This window comes from [Haemophilus] ducreyi (assembly GCF_900109315.1).
GTDB lineage: Bacteria > Pseudomonadota > Gammaproteobacteria > Enterobacterales > Pasteurellaceae > Haemophilus_B > Haemophilus_B ducreyi.
In genome coordinates this window covers 87,796-107,108 of the sequence record NZ_FOJC01000001.1, presented here as the reverse complement: position 1 = coordinate 107,108, position 19,313 = coordinate 87,796, and the positions used below count along the sequence as shown (strand labels likewise).

The following is a 19,313-nucleotide window of genomic DNA, read 5'->3' as shown; positions in this document are numbered from 1 at the left end:
ATACAATGATTACATTTACAAACGTAAGTAAGGCCTATAAAGGCGGGCAACCTGCTTTACAAGGTATTAATTTTCATTTACCCGCAGGTGGTATGACCTACTTAACTGGCCATTCTGGTGCAGGCAAAAGTACATTACTCAAATTGATTATGGGCATTGAACAGGCAAACGGGGGGCAAATTATTTTTAATGGTCACGATATTACGCGTTTAGACTTCCATGAACTCCCATTTTTACGTCGTCAAATTGGTATGGTACATCAAAATTATCGTTTATTAACTGATCGAACTATTCTAGATAATGTCGCTTTGCCATTAATTATTCAAGGCATTAACCAACAAATCGTTGAACGTGAAGCACGAATCGCTTTAGAGCGCGTAGGATTAGCCAATAAAGCAAACTATCGCCCTTTACATCTTTCTGGCGGAGAGCAACAGCGGGTCGATATTGCTCGTGCAATTGTTCATCGTCCTATTTTATTATTAGCAGATGAACCGACTGGTAACTTAGATGAAAAACTCTCATTTGAAATCTTTCGTTTATTTGAAGAGTTTAATCAGACTGGGACCACCGTGCTCATTGCGACACACGATACTAGCATGATTTCAAAACGGCCCAAACCATGCTTAATATTAGAACAAGGTCATCTTAAAAATTAAGGAGAGAGAATGGTCCGTTCATTTAATAGCCATTTTGGCGCACAAACACGCTACACGCTACGTACTGTCTGGCAAGACCTGATGCAACGTAAATTTGGCACCTTTCTCACGATATTAGTGATTGCGGCCTCACTCACTATGCCGATAGTAAGCTATTTGTTGTGGAAAAATACCCATCAAGCTGCCAGTGAATTTTATCCAGAACCTGAGCTAACCATTTATTTACATAAAAATTTAGCAGAACATGACGTAAATGCTGTGGTTGAACAAATCCGCCATTTTGATGCGGATAAAATCGAATCACTCAACTATATTTCCCGACAACAAAGTTTAGAAGAGTTTCGTTCTTGGTCAGGTTTTGGCGAAGCTTTAGATATTATTGATGATAATCCTTTGCCTGCCGTCGTTACCTTAAAACCAAAAGCGACTTTTACAAATAATGATTCAATGTTAGCTTTACGCAATGGCTTACAAGCAATTAAAGGCGTGCAAGAAGTTCGTTTAGATAATGATTGGCTTGCCAAACTAACTTCATTGACGTGGCTAATTGCCCGCATTGCGATTATCTGCACTATTTTAATGCTCACTTCCGTTTTTTTAGTGATTGGCAATGCGGTGCGAACTGATGTTGCTAATAGTAAAACTTCAATTGAGGTACAACAGTTATTAGGTGCTACTGACTACTTTATTGCTCGTGCTTTTCTATGTAAAGGGATGCTTTATGGTTTAGCAGGCAGTGCTTTGGCAGCGTTATTCAGTAACTTACTTATTAAGTATTTTACTGGCGTAGTCAAATATGTAACGGATATTTTTACTGTCAAATTTGAGTTAAATGGCCTAGTATTCAGTGAGTTTTTCTTCATCGTGACTGTGTGTGTCTTTATGGGGTGGCTTTCTGCAAAACTGGCAACAAATCGTTATATTTATAGGATTGGATCCAAATATTAAAGTTAAAAAAGCACCTAAGCGGTGCTTTTTTAGTCAAAAATTAAACCGCTATGTACTCTAGTGTTAATCCCAATGCTGTTTCAGCTAAGGCTTTACTCATATGATAATGGCTTAGCTCTGCTCGTTTTTCCACCATCACTACACGACTGACCGCCACATCAGATAAACCTAAAAATCGGCGATAATTTAATGCACTTTGTAATGGTAATAAACTAGGATTAAACGCCGCATTTTCTGCATAACGACCACAAACTATTTGCTCCCCTACTTGTAATGCGGCTGCACTGACTGCTTGACTATAAGGTGCATAAGCCTGTTGTGCCTCCTTGATCGCCGCTTGGACTAGTGCATCGCCTTGTAAAGGTAGCGCTATGTGTTGTTGATCAAACAATACATTGGCAATATTTAGATCTTTCGGCCCAAAGGCATCAATTAAATATTGTTGTAATGTATTGTGTTGCCGATGTGGTAAGTGAATTTGCAATGTTGTAGCGGTGTTTAATTCATTCATAAACTGACGGCAATGCCCACAAGGGGTGCAATTTACCACCATATCACTGATTGCCCCTTCGCACGCAAGCCAAGCGTGCGAGATCGCACTTTGTTCGGCGTGTACAGTTTGTTGCATTGCGATCCCTGCAAACTCTTGGTTAGCGCCAAAATAAAAACTGCCTGATAGCCCTATAGCAACAGCCCCCACGTAAAAATGTGACACGGGTGTCAATGCGTAACAAGCTGCAATAGGTACACAAGCTAAGCCTAATTCAATTTTAGATAACGAAAATTGCTGACAAAATTGTTGCACTAGTGGTGCGGATAACGCACCTTGATAAGATTGCTGTTTAAGCTGTTCAATAATTGCTAATGTAAGCGGTTCGTTTTTCTGTTCTGCTAACTGCGCTAATCGATGTTGGAGTGCAGATAAAGTTGGCATAGTCATTTCCCTCTTGAATAAATTAATTATTATAGCTAACTAGTGTGGTGTGAGTTGTGATAGCTCATAACTATAAGCGAAATCTCAGCTAATCGGCACTTCGTTCCACAATCACACCAATACTACTTGCTTGAGCAACTGCTTTTGGCTTATGCAATTCAATTCTAAGCGCTTGAATTGCATAATTTTCTTGCAAAAAATCCGCTACCTGATGTGCGACCGTTTCAACTAATTTAAATGGTTTAGATTCAACAAAGTGCAATATTTTTTCTGAAATCTCTGCATAATTTAAGCAATATTGCAGATCTTCCGTCATCACGGCTTGCGTAAAATCCCATGCCATTTCGATATTAAACACTAAACGTTGTTTAATCGTATGCTCCCAATCATAAGCGCCAATAGCCGCAAATGCGGTCAATTCGTGAATAAAAACTTTATCCGCCATTTTAGTTTTCCTCATAAAGTTATGGTACTATTTGAGTGAAATATAGCATAGAACATCGAGAGAAAGGACCTTTTATGACACTCACTGCTTATTTGCTGATTCTGACCGCTTATTTACTGGGTTCAATTTGCAGTGCGATTATTTTCTGCCGTTTGGCAGGATTACCCGATCCTCGCCAAAATGGTTCTCATAATCCGGGAGCAACGAATGTGTTGCGGAATGGTGGTAAATTAGCGGCTATCGGTGTGTTATTATTTGATACGTTAAAAGGCAGTTTGCCGGTGCTAATCGCCTTTCGCTGCGATTTATCACCATCTGCCATTGGCTTGATTGGCTTAGCGGCTTGCTTAGGGCATATTTTTCCTATTTTCTTTCAATTTCGTGGCGGGAAAGGAGTAGCAACAGCCTTTGGCGTATTCTTTCCAATTAGTATTGTTGCCTCAACTACAATGATCTGTACTTGGTTAATCATATTCTTACTCACGAGGTTTTCTTCATTGAGTGCGGTGATTATGGCGTTGACTGCGCCCTTTTATATTTGGTGTTTTAAACCTGAATTTACTTTTCCAGTCGCATTAATCTGTTGTTTATTGATCTATCGTCATCACGATAATATTCAGAGATTATGGCGTGGCCAAGAAGAACGGCTATGGGATAAATTAAGAAGTAAGTAATCCGTTCAAAAATAAGCGGCCTACTTTAATCTTTTATTTGCAAATTTTGATTAAATTAGACCGCTTAATCTTTTTAAGCAAGCAATTGTAGCTAACCAACAAATGATGTGATTATTGTAACGCTTTCTCGATCTTTTCGTATAAATCTGGTGCTAAATTATCTAATTCCATCAAACGTTTTAAGCCTCGTCTCATTAATGTTTGGCGCTGATTATCATAGCGAGATAATTTAATTAAAGGTTCAATTAAACGTGATGCTAACTGTGGATTATGCTGATTTAATTTAAGCAATATATCAACTAAAAAGCGGTAGCCTGAACCATCAACCGCGTGGAAAGCTTGTGGATTTTGGTTAGCAAATGCGCCTATTAGCGAACGCACACGATTTGGATTATTCAAGTTAAAACTTGGGTGCGTTAATAAACTTTGCACTAGCTGTAATACGTTTGCATCAGGACGCATCGCCTGTAGCATAAACCATTTATCCATGACTAAACCATCTTGTTGCCATTTTTGCTCAAAATCAGCAAGCAGTTGATCACGACAAGTTAATTGTGCTTGTGTCGCGGCTGAAAGCGCCGCCAACGTGTCCGTCATATTGTCCGATTGTTGATAATGTTTATAGGTTAAATGATTGCCCACTTCAGTAAATGCTAAGTAAGTTAAACACACATTGCGTAATGCGCGTTTTGCTATATCGCTTGCTACCACTTGATACTTGTCACAACGGTAACGGTTATACAAATGAATAAAACGGTCTCGTAATGTTTCCGCAATGGTGCGTAACACAAAGTCGCGAACAATCACAATGCCGGTTACATCAATAACTTTAAATAACTCAGCAAATTCTGTGCTTTTTGGCAAGTGAAGCATTAAGGCTGTCAGCTGAATATCGCTTTCAGCATTATCTAACACATAAATTAGCGCTTCTATTAATTCGCTAGAAAATGATAATGTTTGCCCAGTTTGATGGCGTACAAGATTAGTACGTAATTCATTATTAAATAATGTTTGTGCTGCATTCCAGCGCACAAAGTTATTTTTAGCAAATTTCAGTAATGCAGTTAATTGTTGATTAGTATAGTTATAATCTAACTTCACTGGCGCTGAGAAATCACATAATAATGCAGGAATAGGTTTATACATCACGTTATCAAATTCAAACGTTTGATGCGTTTGTAAAATATCTAATACATTATGAACAGCCTTGCCTTCAAATTCTAATGGAATAGCTTGGCCATTTTCTTGCGCATACAACTCAATTTTCAGTGGAATATGTAAGTTAAGTTTTTCTAATTGATCAGCCGTTGCCGGCGTATACTGTGAAACAAATAAACGATAGGTGTGATTTATTTCATCATATTCATCACTCACCGTTAATTCTGGCGTACCTGATTGGCTATACCAACGGCGGAATTGGCTTAAATCTATGGATGAAGCACGTTCCATTGCTCTGATAAAATCTTCACACGTTGCTGCTGAACCATCATTTTCTGCTACATATAATTGCATTCCTTGTTGAAACAGTTGCTCACCTAATAAAGTATGTAACATACGAATCACTTCGGCACCTTTTTCATACACTGTGACGGTATAAAAATTATTCATTTCAATCACTTTTTCAGGACGAATAGGGTGCGCCATTGGGCTGGCATCTTCAGCAAATTGTGTCGCACGTAATAAACGAACATCGTCAATTCGTTTTGCAGAGCGGGACCATAAGTCTGCCGTAAATTCTTGATCACGAAAAACGGTGAGCCCTTCTTTTAAACTTAATTGAAACCAATCACGACAAGTAATACGATTACCGGTCCAATTATGGAAATATTCATGGCCAATCACACTTTCAATATCTAAATAATCGCTATCGGTTGCGGTCTCTGGCTTCGCTAATACAAATTTAGCATTAAAAATATTTAAGCCTTTATTTTCCATCGCCCCCATATTGAAGAAATCAACCGCAACGATCATATAAATATCTAAATCATATTCAAGTCCAAAGCGTGTTTCATCCCATTTCATTGCCCGCTTCAAACTTTCCATCGCCCAACTTGCTCGATCTAAATTGCCACGATCCACATAAATTTCTAATGCCACCTTGCGACCACTACAGGTGACAAACGTATCTTGTAACAAGTCAAAATCGCCTGCCACTAAAGCAAATAAATAGCTTGGTTTTAAAAAAGGATCTTGCCATTCTACCCAATGACGCCCATCCGTTAATGTTCCTTGCGCAACACGGTTCCCATTAGATAATAAAATAGGGTATTTTGCTTTAGAAGCGGTGATTCTAGTGCGATATTTTGCTAATACATCTGGACGATCAAGCATATAGGTAATTTGGCGAAAACCTTCCGCTTCACATTGCGTACAAATCGCATTACTTGATTGATATAAACCCTGCAAGGAAGTATTTTGGGCGGGATTTAAGCCCGTTTCAATTTCTAGCTCAAACTTATCCGCCACTGCGCTCACATCAATGGTCAGTGATTGATCATCTTTTACGAATGCTGAATAATGCTCACCATTCAACTTTAAGGAAAGAAAATCAAAGCTATGACCATCTAAACGCAATGCCGTTGCGCCTGCTTTTTTACGTTCTACACTTAATTTAGATATAACAAAAGTACGATCTGAATCAAGCTGAAAATCAAGATAAATATCAGTAATAGTAAAATCAGGTGCCTGGTAATCTTTTCTATATTTTGCTTTAGGTTGCATATCTTATCCTTGTTTATTCGCGCTATTTATACAGTAATGACAAACTGACCATAGAGAAGCAAGCATAATTGTACTAAAATAACTGCAAATTTTCCAAAAAATATGACGGCTTATATGTCTTTAGAACTTCATTTCAATTTGCCCCTAATTTCACCAGAAGCGGCTAAATTTCAGGATCACCAAACACTTGGCAATCTAATAGGGGATGCTGATACATTAATTATTGCACAAGCAGCCACACAATTTAACGGTTGCACCCTAGTGGTTACCACCAATATTCGCACAGCATTGCGTCTTGAAAAATCATTACGCCAATTTAGTCAATTACCGGTTGCCGTTTTTCCTGATTGGGAAACATTGCCTTACGATAATTTCTCTCCTCATCAAGAAATTATTTCTGCACGTTTATCAGTATTATTCCATTTACGACAAACTAAACAGCAAATATTACTGTTACCCGTCAACACATTACTACAAAAAATCTGCCCACCAAGTTACCTAGCAAATAACGTGTTATTGATCAAAAAAGGGGACCGCTTTTCGATTGATTCACTACGCCTACAATTAGAAAATGCAGGTTATCGTGCCGTTGAACAAGTATTAGAATATGGTGAATACGCCGTACGTGGCGCATTACTTGATCTCTACCCAATCGGCACAAGCCTACCTTTCCGTTTGGACTTTTTCGATGACGAAATTGACTCATTAAGAACATTTGATGTTGATACACAACGCACCATTAGCAAAATTGAACAAATCAATTTATTACCCGCCCACGAGTTTCCTACTGATCAGCAAGGTATTGAACATTTTCGCACGAAATTCCGTGAAGTCTTTGGCGAAATCAGACGCGAACCTGAACATATTTATCAACAAGTCAGCAAAGGTATTTTGAATGGCGGTATTGAATATTGGCAACCGCTTTTCTTTCAAGAAATGGCTAGTCTATTCGATTATCTTAGTCCCAACACCTTATTTATTACCTATGCAGGCATTAATGACAAAGCGACACAATTTTATCAAGAAACAACACAACGCTACCAAAGTCGTCAACTTGATCCAATGCGCCCACTCCTCAAACCTGAACAACTATGGTTTAAACCCGATGAAATCAATCGCGCATTAAAAGGCTATCCACGCTTAACATTAACGACAGAAAAGATCCGCGAAACTACGGCTAAAATGAATGCAAGTGTTCAGCCATTACCCCCATTAGCCATCAACACACACTTAAAAGATCCTTTGCAGGCTTTTAACCAATTTCGCAACACATTTAGCGGTAAAATTATCTTTTCTGTGGAAACAGAAGGTCGGCGTGAGACCTTACTTGAATTACTTGCACCATTAAAGCTTAAGCCTAAGCAAATCAATACATTATCTGAAGCTGACTCACAAATTTGCCTATTAATTTCACCGCTTGATCAAGGTTTTATTTTTGAAGATACAAGCGGACAACATTACGCCGTTATTTGCGAAACAAATCTATTAGGTAAGCGTGTTCAAAAAACAGTCAGAAAAGATAAACACAACGCCGTCAATCCTGATACCTTAATCCGCAACTTGGCTGAACTCAAAATCGGACAAGCAGTAGTGCATTTAGAAAATGGGGTTGGACGTTATGCAGGCTTAACTGTGTTAGATACTGGTGGTATCAAAGCGGAATATTTAGTTTTGAATTATGCCAATGATGCCAAACTTTACGTGCCAGTCGCCGCATTACATTTAATCTCACGTTATATCGGCAGAGCTGATGAACAAGCACCTTTACATAAATTAGGATCTGAAACCTGGGCAAAAAATCGGCAAAAAGCGGTAGAAAAAATTCATGATATTGCCGCAGAATTATTAGATATTTATGCTAAACGAGAAACACAAAAAGGCTTTAAATTTGCCTATGATCGTGATGCTTTCATGCAATTTAGCCATTCCTTTCCATTTGAAGAAACTGAAGATCAGAAACTTGCTATTCATGCTGTGATCAGCGATATGTGCCAAGCGAAAGCAATGGACCGATTAATTTGCGGTGATGTAGGCTTTGGTAAAACAGAAGTTGCAATGCGAGCAACCTATCTTGCGGTAGAAAATCATAAACAAGTCGCAGTATTAGTGCCCACAACCTTGCTAGCACAGCAACACTATGAAGATTTTAAAGATCGCTTCGCCAACTACCCAATTAATATTGAAGTACTATCCCGCTTTAAAACCGCCAAAGAACAAAAAGATATTCTAGCGCGTGTAGCCACTCACAAAGTCGATATCCTAATAGGAACACATAAACTATTACAAGATAATGTAAAATTCCACGATCTTGGCTTATTAGTGATTGATGAAGAACATCGCTTTAGCGTCCGTCAAAAAGAGAAAATCAAACAATTAAGAGCAAATATTGACATTCTGACGCTAACTGCCACCCCTATCCCAAGAACATTAAATATGGCACTAAACGGTATGCGTGATTTATCTATCATCGCCAGCCCACCATCTCGCCGTTTAACGATCAAAACCTTTGTTTGCCAACAAGACGACACCATCATCAAAGAAGCCATCTTGCGTGAAATTTTACGTGGCGGACAAGTTTACTACTTACATAATGACATAGCGACTATCGAAAATTGTGCCACTAAATTAGCTGAATTAGTACCTGAGGCACGGATTGTTATCGGACACGGACAAATGCGAGAACGCGATTTAGAACGAGTAATGAGCGATTTTTATCATCAACGCTTTAACCTATTGGTTTGCTCTACCATTATCGAAACAGGCATTGATGTACCAACAGCTAATACCATTATTATTGAACAAGCGAATAAATTTGGCTTAGCACAACTTCATCAATTACGTGGCCGTGTAGGACGTTCACACCATCAAGCCTATGCTTATTTATTAACACCACATCCTAAAACCTTAACCAAAGATGCTCAACAACGTTTAGAAGCAATTAGCTCAATTGATAACCTTGGTGCTGGCTTTGTCTTAGCTACACACGACTTAGAAATACGCGGTGCTGGCGAATTACTTGGTGCAGAACAAAGCGGACAGATTGAGTCTATTGGTTTCTCACTATATATGGATTTACTCAAAAATGCCGTACAAGCATTACAAAACGGCCTTGAACCCACCCTTGATGAAATCACACAAAGCCAAGTAGAAATTGAGCTCCGAATTCCAGCATTATTGCCTGATGATTATGTCCCCGATGTCAATATGCGGTTGTCCTTCTACAAACGAATTGCAAGCACAGAAAATAAAGAAGGATTAAAAGATCTCAAAATTGAGCTAATCGATCGCTTTGGTTTACTGCCTGAAGCGGCCCAAAATTTATTTCGGATCACACAGTTACGCCATATGGCAAAACAACTTGATCTGAAAAAAATTGAAATGGGCGCTAATGGTGGCTATTTAGAATTCAAACCGAATGCACAACTAAACCCAATCAAATTTTTACAACTGATTCAATCAGACAAAAATATGTTTAAATTTGATGGACCATTAAAATTTAAAATTATCAAACCTTTTGAAAAGGGTGAACAACGCTTACAATTCATCACTGATCTAATTACAGAATTAACTAACCAAGCGGACTAATTTTACTAAAAAGAAACCGCTATGCTTTAAAAATCAACAAACTGACCAAAAGTTAGGCTATTAAAATACTTTTATAAATTTATGTTTGACAACCTAGAAAAAAAATCTAGAATATGGCATATAAATCGCTACGCAACCACGTAGCATTTTTATTGCGGGAATAGCTCAGTTGGTAGAGCACGACCTTGCCAAGGTCGGGGTCGCGAGTTCGAGCCTCGTTTCCCGCTCCAATTTTAAAGTTTAAAAATAGTTGTGCCCGAGTGGCGGAATCGGTAGACGCAAGGGATTTAAAATCCCTCGCCTTTCGGGGCGTGCCAGTTCAAGTCTGGCCTCGGGCACCATTTCGATAATAGCTAAAAATCACTTCAATACGCGGGAATAGCTCAGTTGGTAGAGCACGACCTTGCCAAGGTCGGGGTCGCGAGTTCGAGCCTCGTTTCCCGCTCCAATTTATCAATAACCCCATTATTTTTGTCAGCTAAAAGCCTACTAACTTTTTTTCTTATTAGTTATCTAATACATAGCATTTTTTACACTAAGCTTTTTATTTATTACTTAACGTTTTTTTATATGTAATTTAGTTATATAAAATAACTTTTATCACTAACATCATATAAAATAATAGCGTATTCTTTACAAGATCCTAACCAACCTTAAGAAGGAATCACAAGTATGACAATTTTCGCAGATAATTCATATACCATTGGCAATACCCCCATTGTGCGTTTAAAACATTTTGGTCAAAATGGCAATTTACTGGTGAAAATTGAAGCCCGTAATCCAAGCTTTAGTGTTAAATGTCGTATTGGTGCCAATATGGTATGGCAAGCGGAAAAAGACGGTATTTTAACTAAAGATAAAGAAATTGTGGATGCAACAAGTGGCAATACAGGCATTGCGTTAGCCTATGTTGCGGCAGCTCGTGGCTATAAAATCACCTTAACAATGCCAGAAACCATGAGTGATGAACGTAAACGTCTATTACGTGGCTTAGGCACAAATTTAGTGCTTACTGAAGGCGCATTAGGTATGAAAGGCGCTATTGCTAAAGCTGAAGAGATTTTTGCTAGCGATCCAAACCGTTACATAATGCTAAAACAGTTTGAAAATCCAGCGAATCCAGCCATTCACCAACAAACGACAGGTCCTGAAATTTGGCAAGCGACTGAAGGCAAAATTGATGTTATCGTAGCAGGCGTAGGCACTGGCGGTACAATCACAGGCGTTTCACGCTATATAAAACAAGACAAAGGCAAACAAATTATCTCTGTTGCAGTGGAACCAAAAGAATCCCCGGTAATAACACAAACATTAAATGGCGAGGAAGTGCAACCTGGTCCACATAAAATTCAAGGTATTGGTGCGGGCTTTATTCCTAAAAACTTAGATTTAACGTTAATTGACCGCGTTGAACAAGTATCGAGCGAAGAAGCCCTTGAAATAGCACATCAACTTATGGCTAAAGAAGGCATTCTAGTCGGCATTTCATCTGGTGCAGCAGTCGCAGCAGCAGATCGTTTAGCTAAATTACCTGAATTTTCGGATAAACAAATTGTAGCAGTCTTACCTTCTGCATCAGAACGTTACTTAAGTACCTTATTATTTGAAGGAATTGAAATTTAAGTTTCTAGCAAAAATGTCAGCTCAAGCTGACATTTTGCTTTTTGCGATCCTTATATAAGGATAAGTGGTCTATTTTTGCAAATGATTTGCAATCAGTGATAATTTACAGTATTATACGCCGCATCTTTTACGGTTAATCCCGTGCCAAACTTTCTAAATAATCCACCTCAATAAATCTCCTATGCATCTTACTCAATTAAAAAATACGCCAGTATCTGAACTTGTCCAGATCGGCGAAAAACAGATGGGTTTAGAAAACCTAGCTCGTTTACGTAAACAAGACATTATCTTTGCAATTTTAAAGCAACACGCCAAAAGCGGTGAAGATATTTTCGGGCAAGGCATTTTAGAAATCTTACCTGATGGTTTTGGTTTTTTACGTTCTGCTGACAGTTCATATTTAGCTGGACCAGATGATATTTATGTTTCTCCAAGCCAAATTCGCCGTTTCAACTTACAAACAGGCGATAAAATCGAAGGTAAGATTCGCCCGCCTAAAGAAGGTGAACGCTATTTTGCTTTGTTAAAAGTAGATCTAGTCAATGACGATAAACCTGAAGTTTCACGCAGTAAAATCTTATTTGAAAACTTAACCCCCCTACATGCCAACTCTCGCTTACGAATGGAACGCGGTAATGGTTCAACTGAAGACTTAACCGCTCGTATCTTAGATTTAGCCGCTCCGATTGGTAAAGGTCAACGTGGTTTGATTGTAGCCCCACCTAAAGCAGGTAAAACGGTATTACTGCAAAACATTGCTCAAAGCATTACACACAATTATCCAGAATGTGAATTAATTGTTCTGTTGATAGACGAACGGCCAGAAGAAGTGACAGAAATGCAACGTACTGTACGTGGTGAGGTAATTGCCTCTACTTTTGATGAGCCAGCGACACGCCACGTTCAAGTAGCTGAGATGGTGATTGAGAAAGCTAAACGTTCAGTAGAACATAAAAAAGATGTTGTGATTCTATTAGATTCAATTACCCGCTTGGCACGTGCATATAATACTGTGACACCCGTTTCTGGTAAAATTCTCTCTGGTGGTGTTGATGCGAATGCATTACATCGTCCAAAACGCTTCTTTGGTGCAGCACGTAATGTTGAAGAAGGTGGAAGCTTGACTATTATTGCTACTGCATTAGTTGATACCGGTTCAAAAATGGATGAAGTTATCTTTGAAGAATTTAAGGGTACCGGTAATATGGAATTACACTTATCACGTAAAATTGCCGAACGTCGTGTTTTCCCTGCGATTGATTTTAACCGTTCAGGTACTCGTAAAGAAGGCTTACTGACTAGTCCAGATGAATTACAGAAAATGTGGATTTTACGTAAAATTCTTAATCCTATGGGTGAAGTGGAAGCGATGGAATTCTTAATTAATAAATTAATGGTTGCTAAAACCAATGATGAATTCTTTGAAATTATGAAACGTTCATAATTGGTTATCACTCTACAAAAGGCACTCCAAAAGTTGAGTGCCTTTTCTTTTGCTAAAAACAGCTGAAATTATACCGCTTATTACATTTCGCTAAGTACTTGGGCTAATACTGTCACACCTCGTTCAAGTTGTTCATCATTAATAATTAATGGCGGTAGCATTCGTAATTTAGTTTTAGCGGTCAGAAAAAGGACTCCTTGTTTCAGGCAATTGGTGACAACATCAGCGACGTTAATGTGTTCATCAAATTCAACACCGATCATTAAACCTAATCCGGAAATTGATTTAACATGCGGTAATGACTGTAAGGCATTGCGTAACTTCTGCCCTTTGCGCATCACTTCTGTTAAAAATGGCGGTTCCAGTTTAGTTAACACGGCATTAGCAGCCGCACAGCTAACGGGATTAGCACCAAAAGTTGAACCGTGATCGCCTTTAGCAAGAGTCTCAGCGACTTTGTCCGCTAATAGAAAAGCACCTATTGGTAAACCACCGGCTAACCCCTTTGCTAAAGTCACTATATCAGGTTTTAACTCAAATTGTTGATAAGCAAACATTGTGCCCGTGCGACCTATGCCGGTTTGCACTTCATCAATAATTAGTAAAATATCTTGTGCTTGGCATAAACCTTGCACTGCTTGTAAATAGGCTTGATCAAGTGAACAAACACCACCCTCTCCTTGCACTACTTCTAAGATAATTGCACAAATATCATTTTGTGCTATCCGTGTTTTAAATGCATTAAGATCGTTCGCGATTAAGTGTTCAAAACCGGCTGTAAATGGGAAAAAATGTTGATGAAATAATTTTTGACCGGTTGCGGCTAACGTTGAAATGGTCCGTCCATGGAAAGAATTAACTAAGCTAATAATAGTAGAACGTGTATCACCATATTTGTCGTGGCTATATTTACGCGCAACTTTAATCGCACCTTCATTCGCTTCTGCACCAGAATTAGCAAAAAAAACCCGTTTTAGCCCGCTTACTTGCACTAAATACTTCGCTAGTCGGGCTGATGGCTCAGTATAAAATAGGTTTGAGGTATGTGATAACTTATGTAATTGTGCAATCACAGCTTCTAGCCAATATGGATCTGCCCATCCTAAACTATTAACACCAATGCCACTCGTGAAATCTAAATACTTGTTACCATCAAAATCCCATACTTCACAGCCTTGCCCATGTGAAAGTGCTAAATCAAATCTAGCATAGGTTTGTGCGATATAGTTGGCATCTAACTGTTTAATCTGATCGCTTGTCATCATTTTTCCTTATAAAAACGAGTACCATTTTGCTTATCACTTAATATTGAAAGCAAAATAGCGTGCTTAATACGTCCATCAATAATATGATGAGCTTCAATACCGACAGCATTGATGAACCTTGTACAGCTAGCTACTTTAGGAATCATTCCATCGCTGATAATACCTTGTGCAATAAGTGTTTCTACTTGACTAATCTCTACGCGACTCATCAAGCTACGTTCATCATTCCGATCTGCCAATAAACCTGCAATATCGGTCATTAACAGTAACTTATCCGCGCCTAGTGCTACCGCAATCTCGCTGGCCACAGTATCTGCATTAACATTATAAATTATGCCTTGCTGATCAACTGCGACTGCTGCAATCACTGGGATTAAATTAGCCGCTAATACCATTTGCAATACGGTTATATCTACTTGCACAATATTGCCAACTAAACCATAATCAAGCTCTGCTTCCAATTTTTCACATTGAATTAAACCACCATCAATCCCACAAAGCCCGATTCCTTTTCCTTTCAACAGTGCAACTAATCGTTTATTTACTTTACCTGCTAGCATTTGTAATACAACATCGATTGTATCTTGATCAGTAACGCGTAACCCATTAATAAATTGTGGTTCTTTGCCTAACAATTTCATGCCCAATGAAATTTCAGGCCCACCACCGTGAACTAATACAACGTTGATACCATACTGATTCAATAACAAAATATTCTGCATCACAGCCTGTTTCAATTCTGCACTGATCATTGCATTACCACCATATTTTACAACGATGGTTTTTCCTTGCCAGTTGGCTAAACAAGCGGTCGAATAATTACATAACTTGTCAAATGTAGTTGTTTGATTCATTTCTTATGCCTAAATATGTAAATCTGCAAGTTGATCACGACCTAACATAATGTTCATACATTGAATAGCCGCACCAGAAGCCCCTTTGCCCAAGTTATCAAAAATAGCTGATAATACGACTTGTGTTTGATTAGCATATACAAAAATATCTAAACGATCTTTACCTGCTAAGCTATTCGCCGCAACCATGCCATCTGTTGGCAGATCATTAACATAATGAACATTAATCAAGCTAGCCTCACGATAATAGTCTGCTAATATACCATAAATTTTTTCGACATCATTCGCCTCTTGAGTAAAAGCGGAAAGAGGAAGAGGGACATTAACTAACATACCGCTGTAATAATCAGCAACAATTGGCGTGAAAATCGGAGGGTTTGACGAACCAGTAAAAGCACACATTTCAGCAAGGTGTTTATGGTGTAATGTTAATCCATACATTCTAGGCGCCTTAAACTTATCATCTCTAATAGGAGCTTGATAAGCTGCAATCATTGCTTTCCCGCCACCGGAATAACCGGTTAAAGAATGACACGTAAAAGGGTAATCTGCATTTAAATAATGCATTTCAATCAATGGTCGGAGCAATGCAATATAGCCTGTAGCATGGCAACCCGGTATGGCAACTCGCGTTGCGGTTTGAATATTATTAAATTGACCGCTTAATTCAGCAAAACCATATACCCATGCTGGATCAACACGATGTGCTGTTGACGTATCACAAATTTTAGCGCTAGGCGGTGCATGTAACACTAATTGTTTAGAAGCAGTATCAGGCAAGCAAAGTAAAGTTAAATCAGCAGCTGCAACATTCGCTAAACGAGCATTTAAATCTTTCCGCTGTTCATCGGCTAAAGTTAACAGTTCGATATCTTTAGCCGCACGAAGTCGTTCAAAAATACCTAATCCTGTTGTACCAACGGCTCCATCAACAAAAATTTTATATTTGCTCATTTTCGTTCCTTCAAAAAATCTAGTTAAATGTCGGTGATTAGTCTATTCATTACCACTAAGATTCAATCACCATTAGTAAGATTTAAAATAAAAAATCCCTTAGCCATCAGCACTAAAGGATTTAACCGGTCAGTATTTAGTTAGAATGTACCATTTAAGCTTGATCACCGATTAATACTGATTCTAACGCAATTTCAATCATCTCATTAAAGGTTAACTGACGATCTTCTGCGCTTAATTTCTCACCACTACGAATATGATCAGAGACCGTACAAATAGCTAATGATTTCACACCGTATTCCGCAGCAACGGCATAAATACCAGCCGCTTCCATTTCAACCCCTAAAATGCCATATTTTTCCATTACATCAAACATTGCAACATCGGGCGTATAAAATAAATCTGCTGAGAATAAATTGCCTACTTGCACTGAAATATTTTTTTGTTTAGCCACTTGATACGCGGCTAATGTCATTTCAAAATCAGCAATTGCAGCAAAATCATTATCGCGAAACCGAATACGGTTAACTTTTGAATCAGTACAAGCACCACTACCGATCACAATATCACGTAGTTTTACATCCGCACGCACTGCACCACAAGAACCTACTCGGATAATTTTTTTGACACCGTATTCAGTAATTAACTCTTTGGCATAAATGGAGCAAGATGGAATCCCCATTCCGTGTCCCATTATTGAAATACGACGACCTTTGTAAGTGCCTGTATAACCAAACATATTGCGAACATTAGTAACTTGCTCAGCATTTTCTAAAAAAGTTTCAGCAATGTATTTTGCACGAAGTGGATCACCGGACATCAATACAACATCAGCGAATGCACCTGCCGGTGCGTTAATATGTGGAGTCATTTTTATTTCCTCTTAAGATGATAAATTGTTACGCGTAAACTGTTGCAAATTGCTGCATACTGATTAATTCAGTATTTAATAACCTGTCACTACTTGTGCGGTTTGATCGTTTAATGTGGCTAATAGATTATTAAGTAAACTCGATGCACCAAAACGGAAATGCGTACTATTCACCCAATCTTCACCTAAAATCGTTTTAGCTAATGCTAAATATTGCTCGGCTTCTTCTGTAGTTTTTACACCGCCTGCGGCTTTAAAGCCGACTTTTTCTGCTACATTTAAATCACGAATAGTTTCTAACATAATACGAGCAGATTCTAAAGTGGCGTTAATGGCAACTTTACCTGTTGAGGTTTTAATAAAATCTGCACCGGCTTGAATAGCAAGCTCACTGGCTTTGCGAATTAAGGCTGGCGTTTTTAATTCACCGGTTTCAATAATTACTTTCAGTAATACTCCACTGGCTTGGCAAACTGCCTTACATTGTTTGACTAATTCAAAACCAACTTGCTCATTACCCGCCATTAATGCTTTATAAGGGAAAACCACATCGATTTCATCCGCACCATAAGCAATGGCAGCTTTTGTTTCAGTAACGGCAATATCAATATCATCATTACCATGAGGGAAATTAGTTACCGTTGCAATTTTCACCTGTTCTGTCTGTTGCGCCTTTAAGGCTTTACGTGCTACCGGTACAAATAGAGGATAAACACAAACAGCTGCAGGGGTACCAAATTCCGTGTTGCCTTGTTGGCAAAGTGCAATCACTTTTTCATCGGTATCGTTATCATTAAGAGTGGTTAAATCCATTAATGATAATGCCACTTTCGCTGAACTTTTTAAACTCATATGAGCCTCCTTTAATTAAAAATATGCAAAATACTGTCGAAATTTGCCTGCTTGTATCATTCAAGCATCACAAAGCAAACGTTTGCTTTAGTCTTAAATAACAACACCACCGATAAACAGTGGTGTTATACGTTAATCATTAAAGCTAGTTACATTACTGCACCGCCGATACCAATAAATAAACCAGCAATGGCAGCACTCATTAAGTTGGATAGGGTTCCTGCCATAACTGCTTTGATCCCCATTCTCGCTACATCGCTACGACGGCTTGGCGCCATACCACCTAAACCACCTATTAAAATAGCAATCGAACTTAAGTTGGCAAAACCACATAGAGAGAAGGTGATAATAGCGATCGTTTTTGGACTTAATGCTACACCTGCCTCTGGTTTTAAATAATTCACAAAATCTGCATAGGCAACAAATTCGTTTACGATCAATTTTTGCCCAATTAATGAACCCGCAATTTGTGCTTCGCCCCCCCATGGCACACCAAGTAACCAAGCTAAAGGTTGGGAAATATACCCAAATAGCATTTGTAATGTTAATCCTTCAAAACCGGCTAATGCACCAATCCAACCAACAAAACCATTAAATAATGCGATTAATGCAATAAATGCTAATAACATCGCCCCCACATTCATCGCTAACTGCATACCAGAAAACGCACCAACAGCGGCTGCTTCAATCACATTAGCAGGTTTGTCGTCCATATCATCTGCACTTAATTCATCTTTAAATGTTTCTAATTGTGGATGTAAAATTTTAGCAAATAATAATCCACCAGGTGCTGCCATAAATGAAGCTGCAATTAAATAAGGAAGCGGTACCCCCATACCTGCATAGCCAATCATGACTGCGCCTGCAACAGAGGCTAAGCCCCCGCTCATCACCGCAAACAATTCTGAATTTATCATTGATTTAATATAAGGTCTAACTAAAAGAGGCGCTTCTGTTTGACCAACGAAAATATTTGCAGCAGCAGACATAGATTCTGGCTTTGACGTCCCCAATAGTTTTTGTAATGCACCACCAAGAATACGAATCACCATTTGCATGATGCCTAAATAATAGAGGACTGAAATCAGTGAGGAGAAGAAAATAATCGGCGGAAGCACTTTTAATGCGAATACGAAACCGCCACCACCGAAAACTTCAAACATTTTATCGCTGACTAAGCCACCGAATAAGAAATTAATACCATCATTACCATAACTGATAACTTTACTTACGCCTTCCGCAATGGCTAATAGCGCTTGCCGACCTGTTTCCCAATATAAAATGATTGCACCAATCCCAATTTGTAAAAATAATGCACCGAATACTGTACGCAAACTAATGGCTTTGCGATTATTAGATAATGCAAAAGCTATTAATAAGAGTACCACAATACCTAATATACTATTTAACGCACTCATGGAAAACCTCGAAAATGAAAGTAAGACAACGTGTCGAATCGACTAAAAACACTTAGAAAAGTGTGG

15 protein-coding genes and 3 tRNA genes are annotated in these 19,313 nt (G+C 38.6%); 9 read left to right on the top strand and 9 right to left on the bottom strand.

Features of this window, described 5'->3' with window-relative positions:
* Nucleotides 1–5 precede the first annotated feature (5 nt).
* Together ftsE and ftsX are read left to right on the top strand one after the other, a co-directional pair.
* Nucleotides 6–659: a cell division ATP-binding protein FtsE gene (gene ftsE / locus BMX01_RS00510; RefSeq protein WP_064082031.1), complete on the top strand. Its 654-nt coding sequence runs from the start codon at nt 6–8 to the stop codon at nt 657–659.
* Between the two features lie 9 nt (nt 660–668).
* The gene (gene ftsX / locus BMX01_RS00505; protein ID WP_064082032.1) at nt 669–1,607 is read left to right on the top strand and encodes a permease-like cell division protein FtsX; all 939 of its coding nucleotides are present in this window, start codon (nt 669–671) and stop codon (nt 1,605–1,607) included.
* A gap of 40 nt (nt 1,608–1,647) precedes the next feature.
* Here ftsX and cdd read toward each other — a convergent pair whose 3' ends face one another.
* The gene (cdd, locus tag BMX01_RS00500) at nt 1,648–2,541 is read right to left on the bottom strand and encodes a cytidine deaminase (RefSeq protein ID WP_064083337.1); all 894 of its coding nucleotides are present in this window, start codon (nt 2,539–2,541) and stop codon (nt 1,648–1,650) included.
* Nucleotides 2,542–2,629: 88 nt separating this feature from the next.
* Nucleotides 2,630–2,986 (bottom strand): dihydroneopterin aldolase, encoded by a 357-nt coding sequence (folB, locus tag BMX01_RS00495; RefSeq protein WP_064082033.1) that lies wholly within the window; start codon nt 2,984–2,986, stop codon nt 2,630–2,632.
* 74 nt (nt 2,987–3,060) lie between these two features.
* Between folB and plsY the strand changes: the two genes are divergently transcribed.
* On the top strand, nt 3,061–3,660 hold the full coding sequence (plsY, locus tag BMX01_RS00490) for a glycerol-3-phosphate 1-O-acyltransferase PlsY (RefSeq protein ID WP_064082034.1): 600 nt from the start codon (nt 3,061–3,063) through the stop codon (nt 3,658–3,660).
* A 111-nt stretch (nt 3,661–3,771) separates the two neighbouring features.
* Here the strand turns inward: plsY and pepN are convergent, their stop codons facing one another.
* Nucleotides 3,772–6,381: an aminopeptidase N gene (gene pepN / locus BMX01_RS00485; protein WP_064082035.1), complete on the bottom strand. Its 2,610-nt coding sequence runs from the start codon at nt 6,379–6,381 to the stop codon at nt 3,772–3,774.
* 114 nt (nt 6,382–6,495) lie between these two features.
* On the opposite strand from pepN, the gene mfd reads away from it, so the two are divergent.
* The 6 genes from mfd to rho all read left to right on the top strand — a co-directional run bounded on the left by mfd (nt 6,496) and on the right by rho (nt 13,033).
* Nucleotides 6,496–9,966: a transcription-repair coupling factor gene (gene mfd / locus BMX01_RS00480; RefSeq protein WP_064082036.1), complete on the top strand. Its 3,471-nt coding sequence runs from the start codon at nt 6,496–6,498 to the stop codon at nt 9,964–9,966.
* Nucleotides 9,967–10,120: 154 nt separating this feature from the next.
* Nucleotides 10,121–10,196: transfer RNA gene (locus BMX01_RS00475), tRNA-Gly, on the top strand.
* A gap of 24 nt (nt 10,197–10,220) precedes the next feature.
* A tRNA-Leu gene (locus tag BMX01_RS00470) sits at nt 10,221–10,307 on the top strand.
* 31 nt (nt 10,308–10,338) lie between these two features.
* Nucleotides 10,339–10,414, top strand: a tRNA-Gly gene (locus BMX01_RS00465).
* 224 nt (nt 10,415–10,638) lie between these two features.
* Nucleotides 10,639–11,589, top strand: coding sequence for a cysteine synthase A (gene cysK / locus BMX01_RS00460; RefSeq protein WP_064082037.1), 951 nt, complete (start codon nt 10,639–10,641; stop codon nt 11,587–11,589).
* A 181-nt stretch (nt 11,590–11,770) separates the two neighbouring features.
* Nucleotides 11,771–13,033 (top strand): transcription termination factor Rho, encoded by a 1,263-nt coding sequence (gene rho / locus BMX01_RS00455; RefSeq protein ID WP_064082038.1) that lies wholly within the window; start codon nt 11,771–11,773, stop codon nt 13,031–13,033.
* 80 nt (nt 13,034–13,113) lie between these two features.
* On the opposite strand, the gene BMX01_RS00450 is transcribed toward rho, so the two are convergent.
* From BMX01_RS00450 to BMX01_RS00425, 6 genes are all read right to left on the bottom strand, one after another.
* Nucleotides 13,114–14,295 carry an aspartate aminotransferase family protein gene (locus BMX01_RS00450; RefSeq protein WP_064082039.1) on the bottom strand — a complete coding sequence of 394 codons (1,182 nt, stop codon included), beginning with the start codon at nt 14,293–14,295 and terminating at the stop codon, nt 13,114–13,116.
* Nucleotides 14,295–15,152, bottom strand: coding sequence for an acetylglutamate kinase (gene argB, locus BMX01_RS00445; protein WP_064082040.1), 858 nt, complete (start codon nt 15,150–15,152; stop codon nt 14,295–14,297). The genes BMX01_RS00450 and argB overlap by 1 nt, the downstream gene beginning before the upstream one ends.
* A 9-nt stretch (nt 15,153–15,161) precedes the next feature.
* Nucleotides 15,162–16,106 carry an N-acetyl-gamma-glutamyl-phosphate reductase gene (gene argC, locus BMX01_RS00440; RefSeq protein WP_064082041.1) on the bottom strand — a complete coding sequence of 315 codons (945 nt, stop codon included), beginning with the start codon at nt 16,104–16,106 and terminating at the stop codon, nt 15,162–15,164.
* Nucleotides 16,107–16,260: 154 nt separating this feature from the next.
* Complete coding sequence (gene deoD / locus BMX01_RS00435; RefSeq protein WP_064082042.1) at nt 16,261–16,977, bottom strand: purine-nucleoside phosphorylase; 717 nt, start codon at nt 16,975–16,977, stop codon at nt 16,261–16,263.
* A 75-nt stretch (nt 16,978–17,052) separates the two neighbouring features.
* A complete protein-coding gene (gene deoC, locus BMX01_RS00430; protein WP_064082043.1) occupies nt 17,053–17,829 on the bottom strand; it encodes a deoxyribose-phosphate aldolase in 777 nt (258 codons plus the stop codon).
* Nucleotides 17,830–17,978: 149 nt separating this feature from the next.
* The gene (locus BMX01_RS00425; protein WP_074647569.1) at nt 17,979–19,247 is read right to left on the bottom strand and encodes a NupC/NupG family nucleoside CNT transporter; all 1,269 of its coding nucleotides are present in this window, start codon (nt 19,245–19,247) and stop codon (nt 17,979–17,981) included.
* Nucleotides 19,248–19,313 lie beyond the last annotated feature (66 nt).

Excerpts from the sequence above, each read along its gene's own strand:
- ftsE (WP_064082031.1), top strand. The coding sequence starts at position 6 with ATGATTACATTTACAAACGTAAGTAAGGCCTATAAAGGCGGGCAACCT.
- ftsX (WP_064082032.1), top strand. The coding sequence starts at position 669 with ATGGTCCGTTCATTTAATAGCCATTTTGGCGCACAAACACGCTACACG.
- cdd (WP_064083337.1), bottom strand. The coding sequence starts at position 2,541 with ATGCCAACTTTATCTGCACTCCAACATCGATTAGCGCAGTTAGCAGAA.
- folB (WP_064082033.1), bottom strand. The coding sequence starts at position 2,986 with ATGGCGGATAAAGTTTTTATTCACGAATTGACCGCATTTGCGGCTATT.
- plsY (WP_064082034.1), top strand. The coding sequence starts at position 3,061 with ATGACACTCACTGCTTATTTGCTGATTCTGACCGCTTATTTACTGGGT.
- pepN (WP_064082035.1), bottom strand. The coding sequence starts at position 6,381 with ATGCAACCTAAAGCAAAATATAGAAAAGATTACCAGGCACCTGATTTT.
- mfd (WP_064082036.1), top strand. The coding sequence starts at position 6,496 with ATGTCTTTAGAACTTCATTTCAATTTGCCCCTAATTTCACCAGAAGCG.
- cysK (WP_064082037.1), top strand. The coding sequence starts at position 10,639 with ATGACAATTTTCGCAGATAATTCATATACCATTGGCAATACCCCCATT.
- rho (WP_064082038.1), top strand. The coding sequence starts at position 11,771 with ATGCATCTTACTCAATTAAAAAATACGCCAGTATCTGAACTTGTCCAG.
- BMX01_RS00450 (WP_064082039.1), bottom strand. The coding sequence starts at position 14,295 with ATGACAAGCGATCAGATTAAACAGTTAGATGCCAACTATATCGCACAA.
- argB (WP_064082040.1), bottom strand. The coding sequence starts at position 15,152 with ATGAATCAAACAACTACATTTGACAAGTTATGTAATTATTCGACCGCT.
- argC (WP_064082041.1), bottom strand. The coding sequence starts at position 16,106 with ATGAGCAAATATAAAATTTTTGTTGATGGAGCCGTTGGTACAACAGGA.
- deoD (WP_064082042.1), bottom strand. The coding sequence starts at position 16,977 with ATGACTCCACATATTAACGCACCGGCAGGTGCATTCGCTGATGTTGTA.
- deoC (WP_064082043.1), bottom strand. The coding sequence starts at position 17,829 with ATGAGTTTAAAAAGTTCAGCGAAAGTGGCATTATCATTAATGGATTTA.
- BMX01_RS00425 (WP_074647569.1), bottom strand. The coding sequence starts at position 19,247 with ATGAGTGCGTTAAATAGTATATTAGGTATTGTGGTACTCTTATTAATA.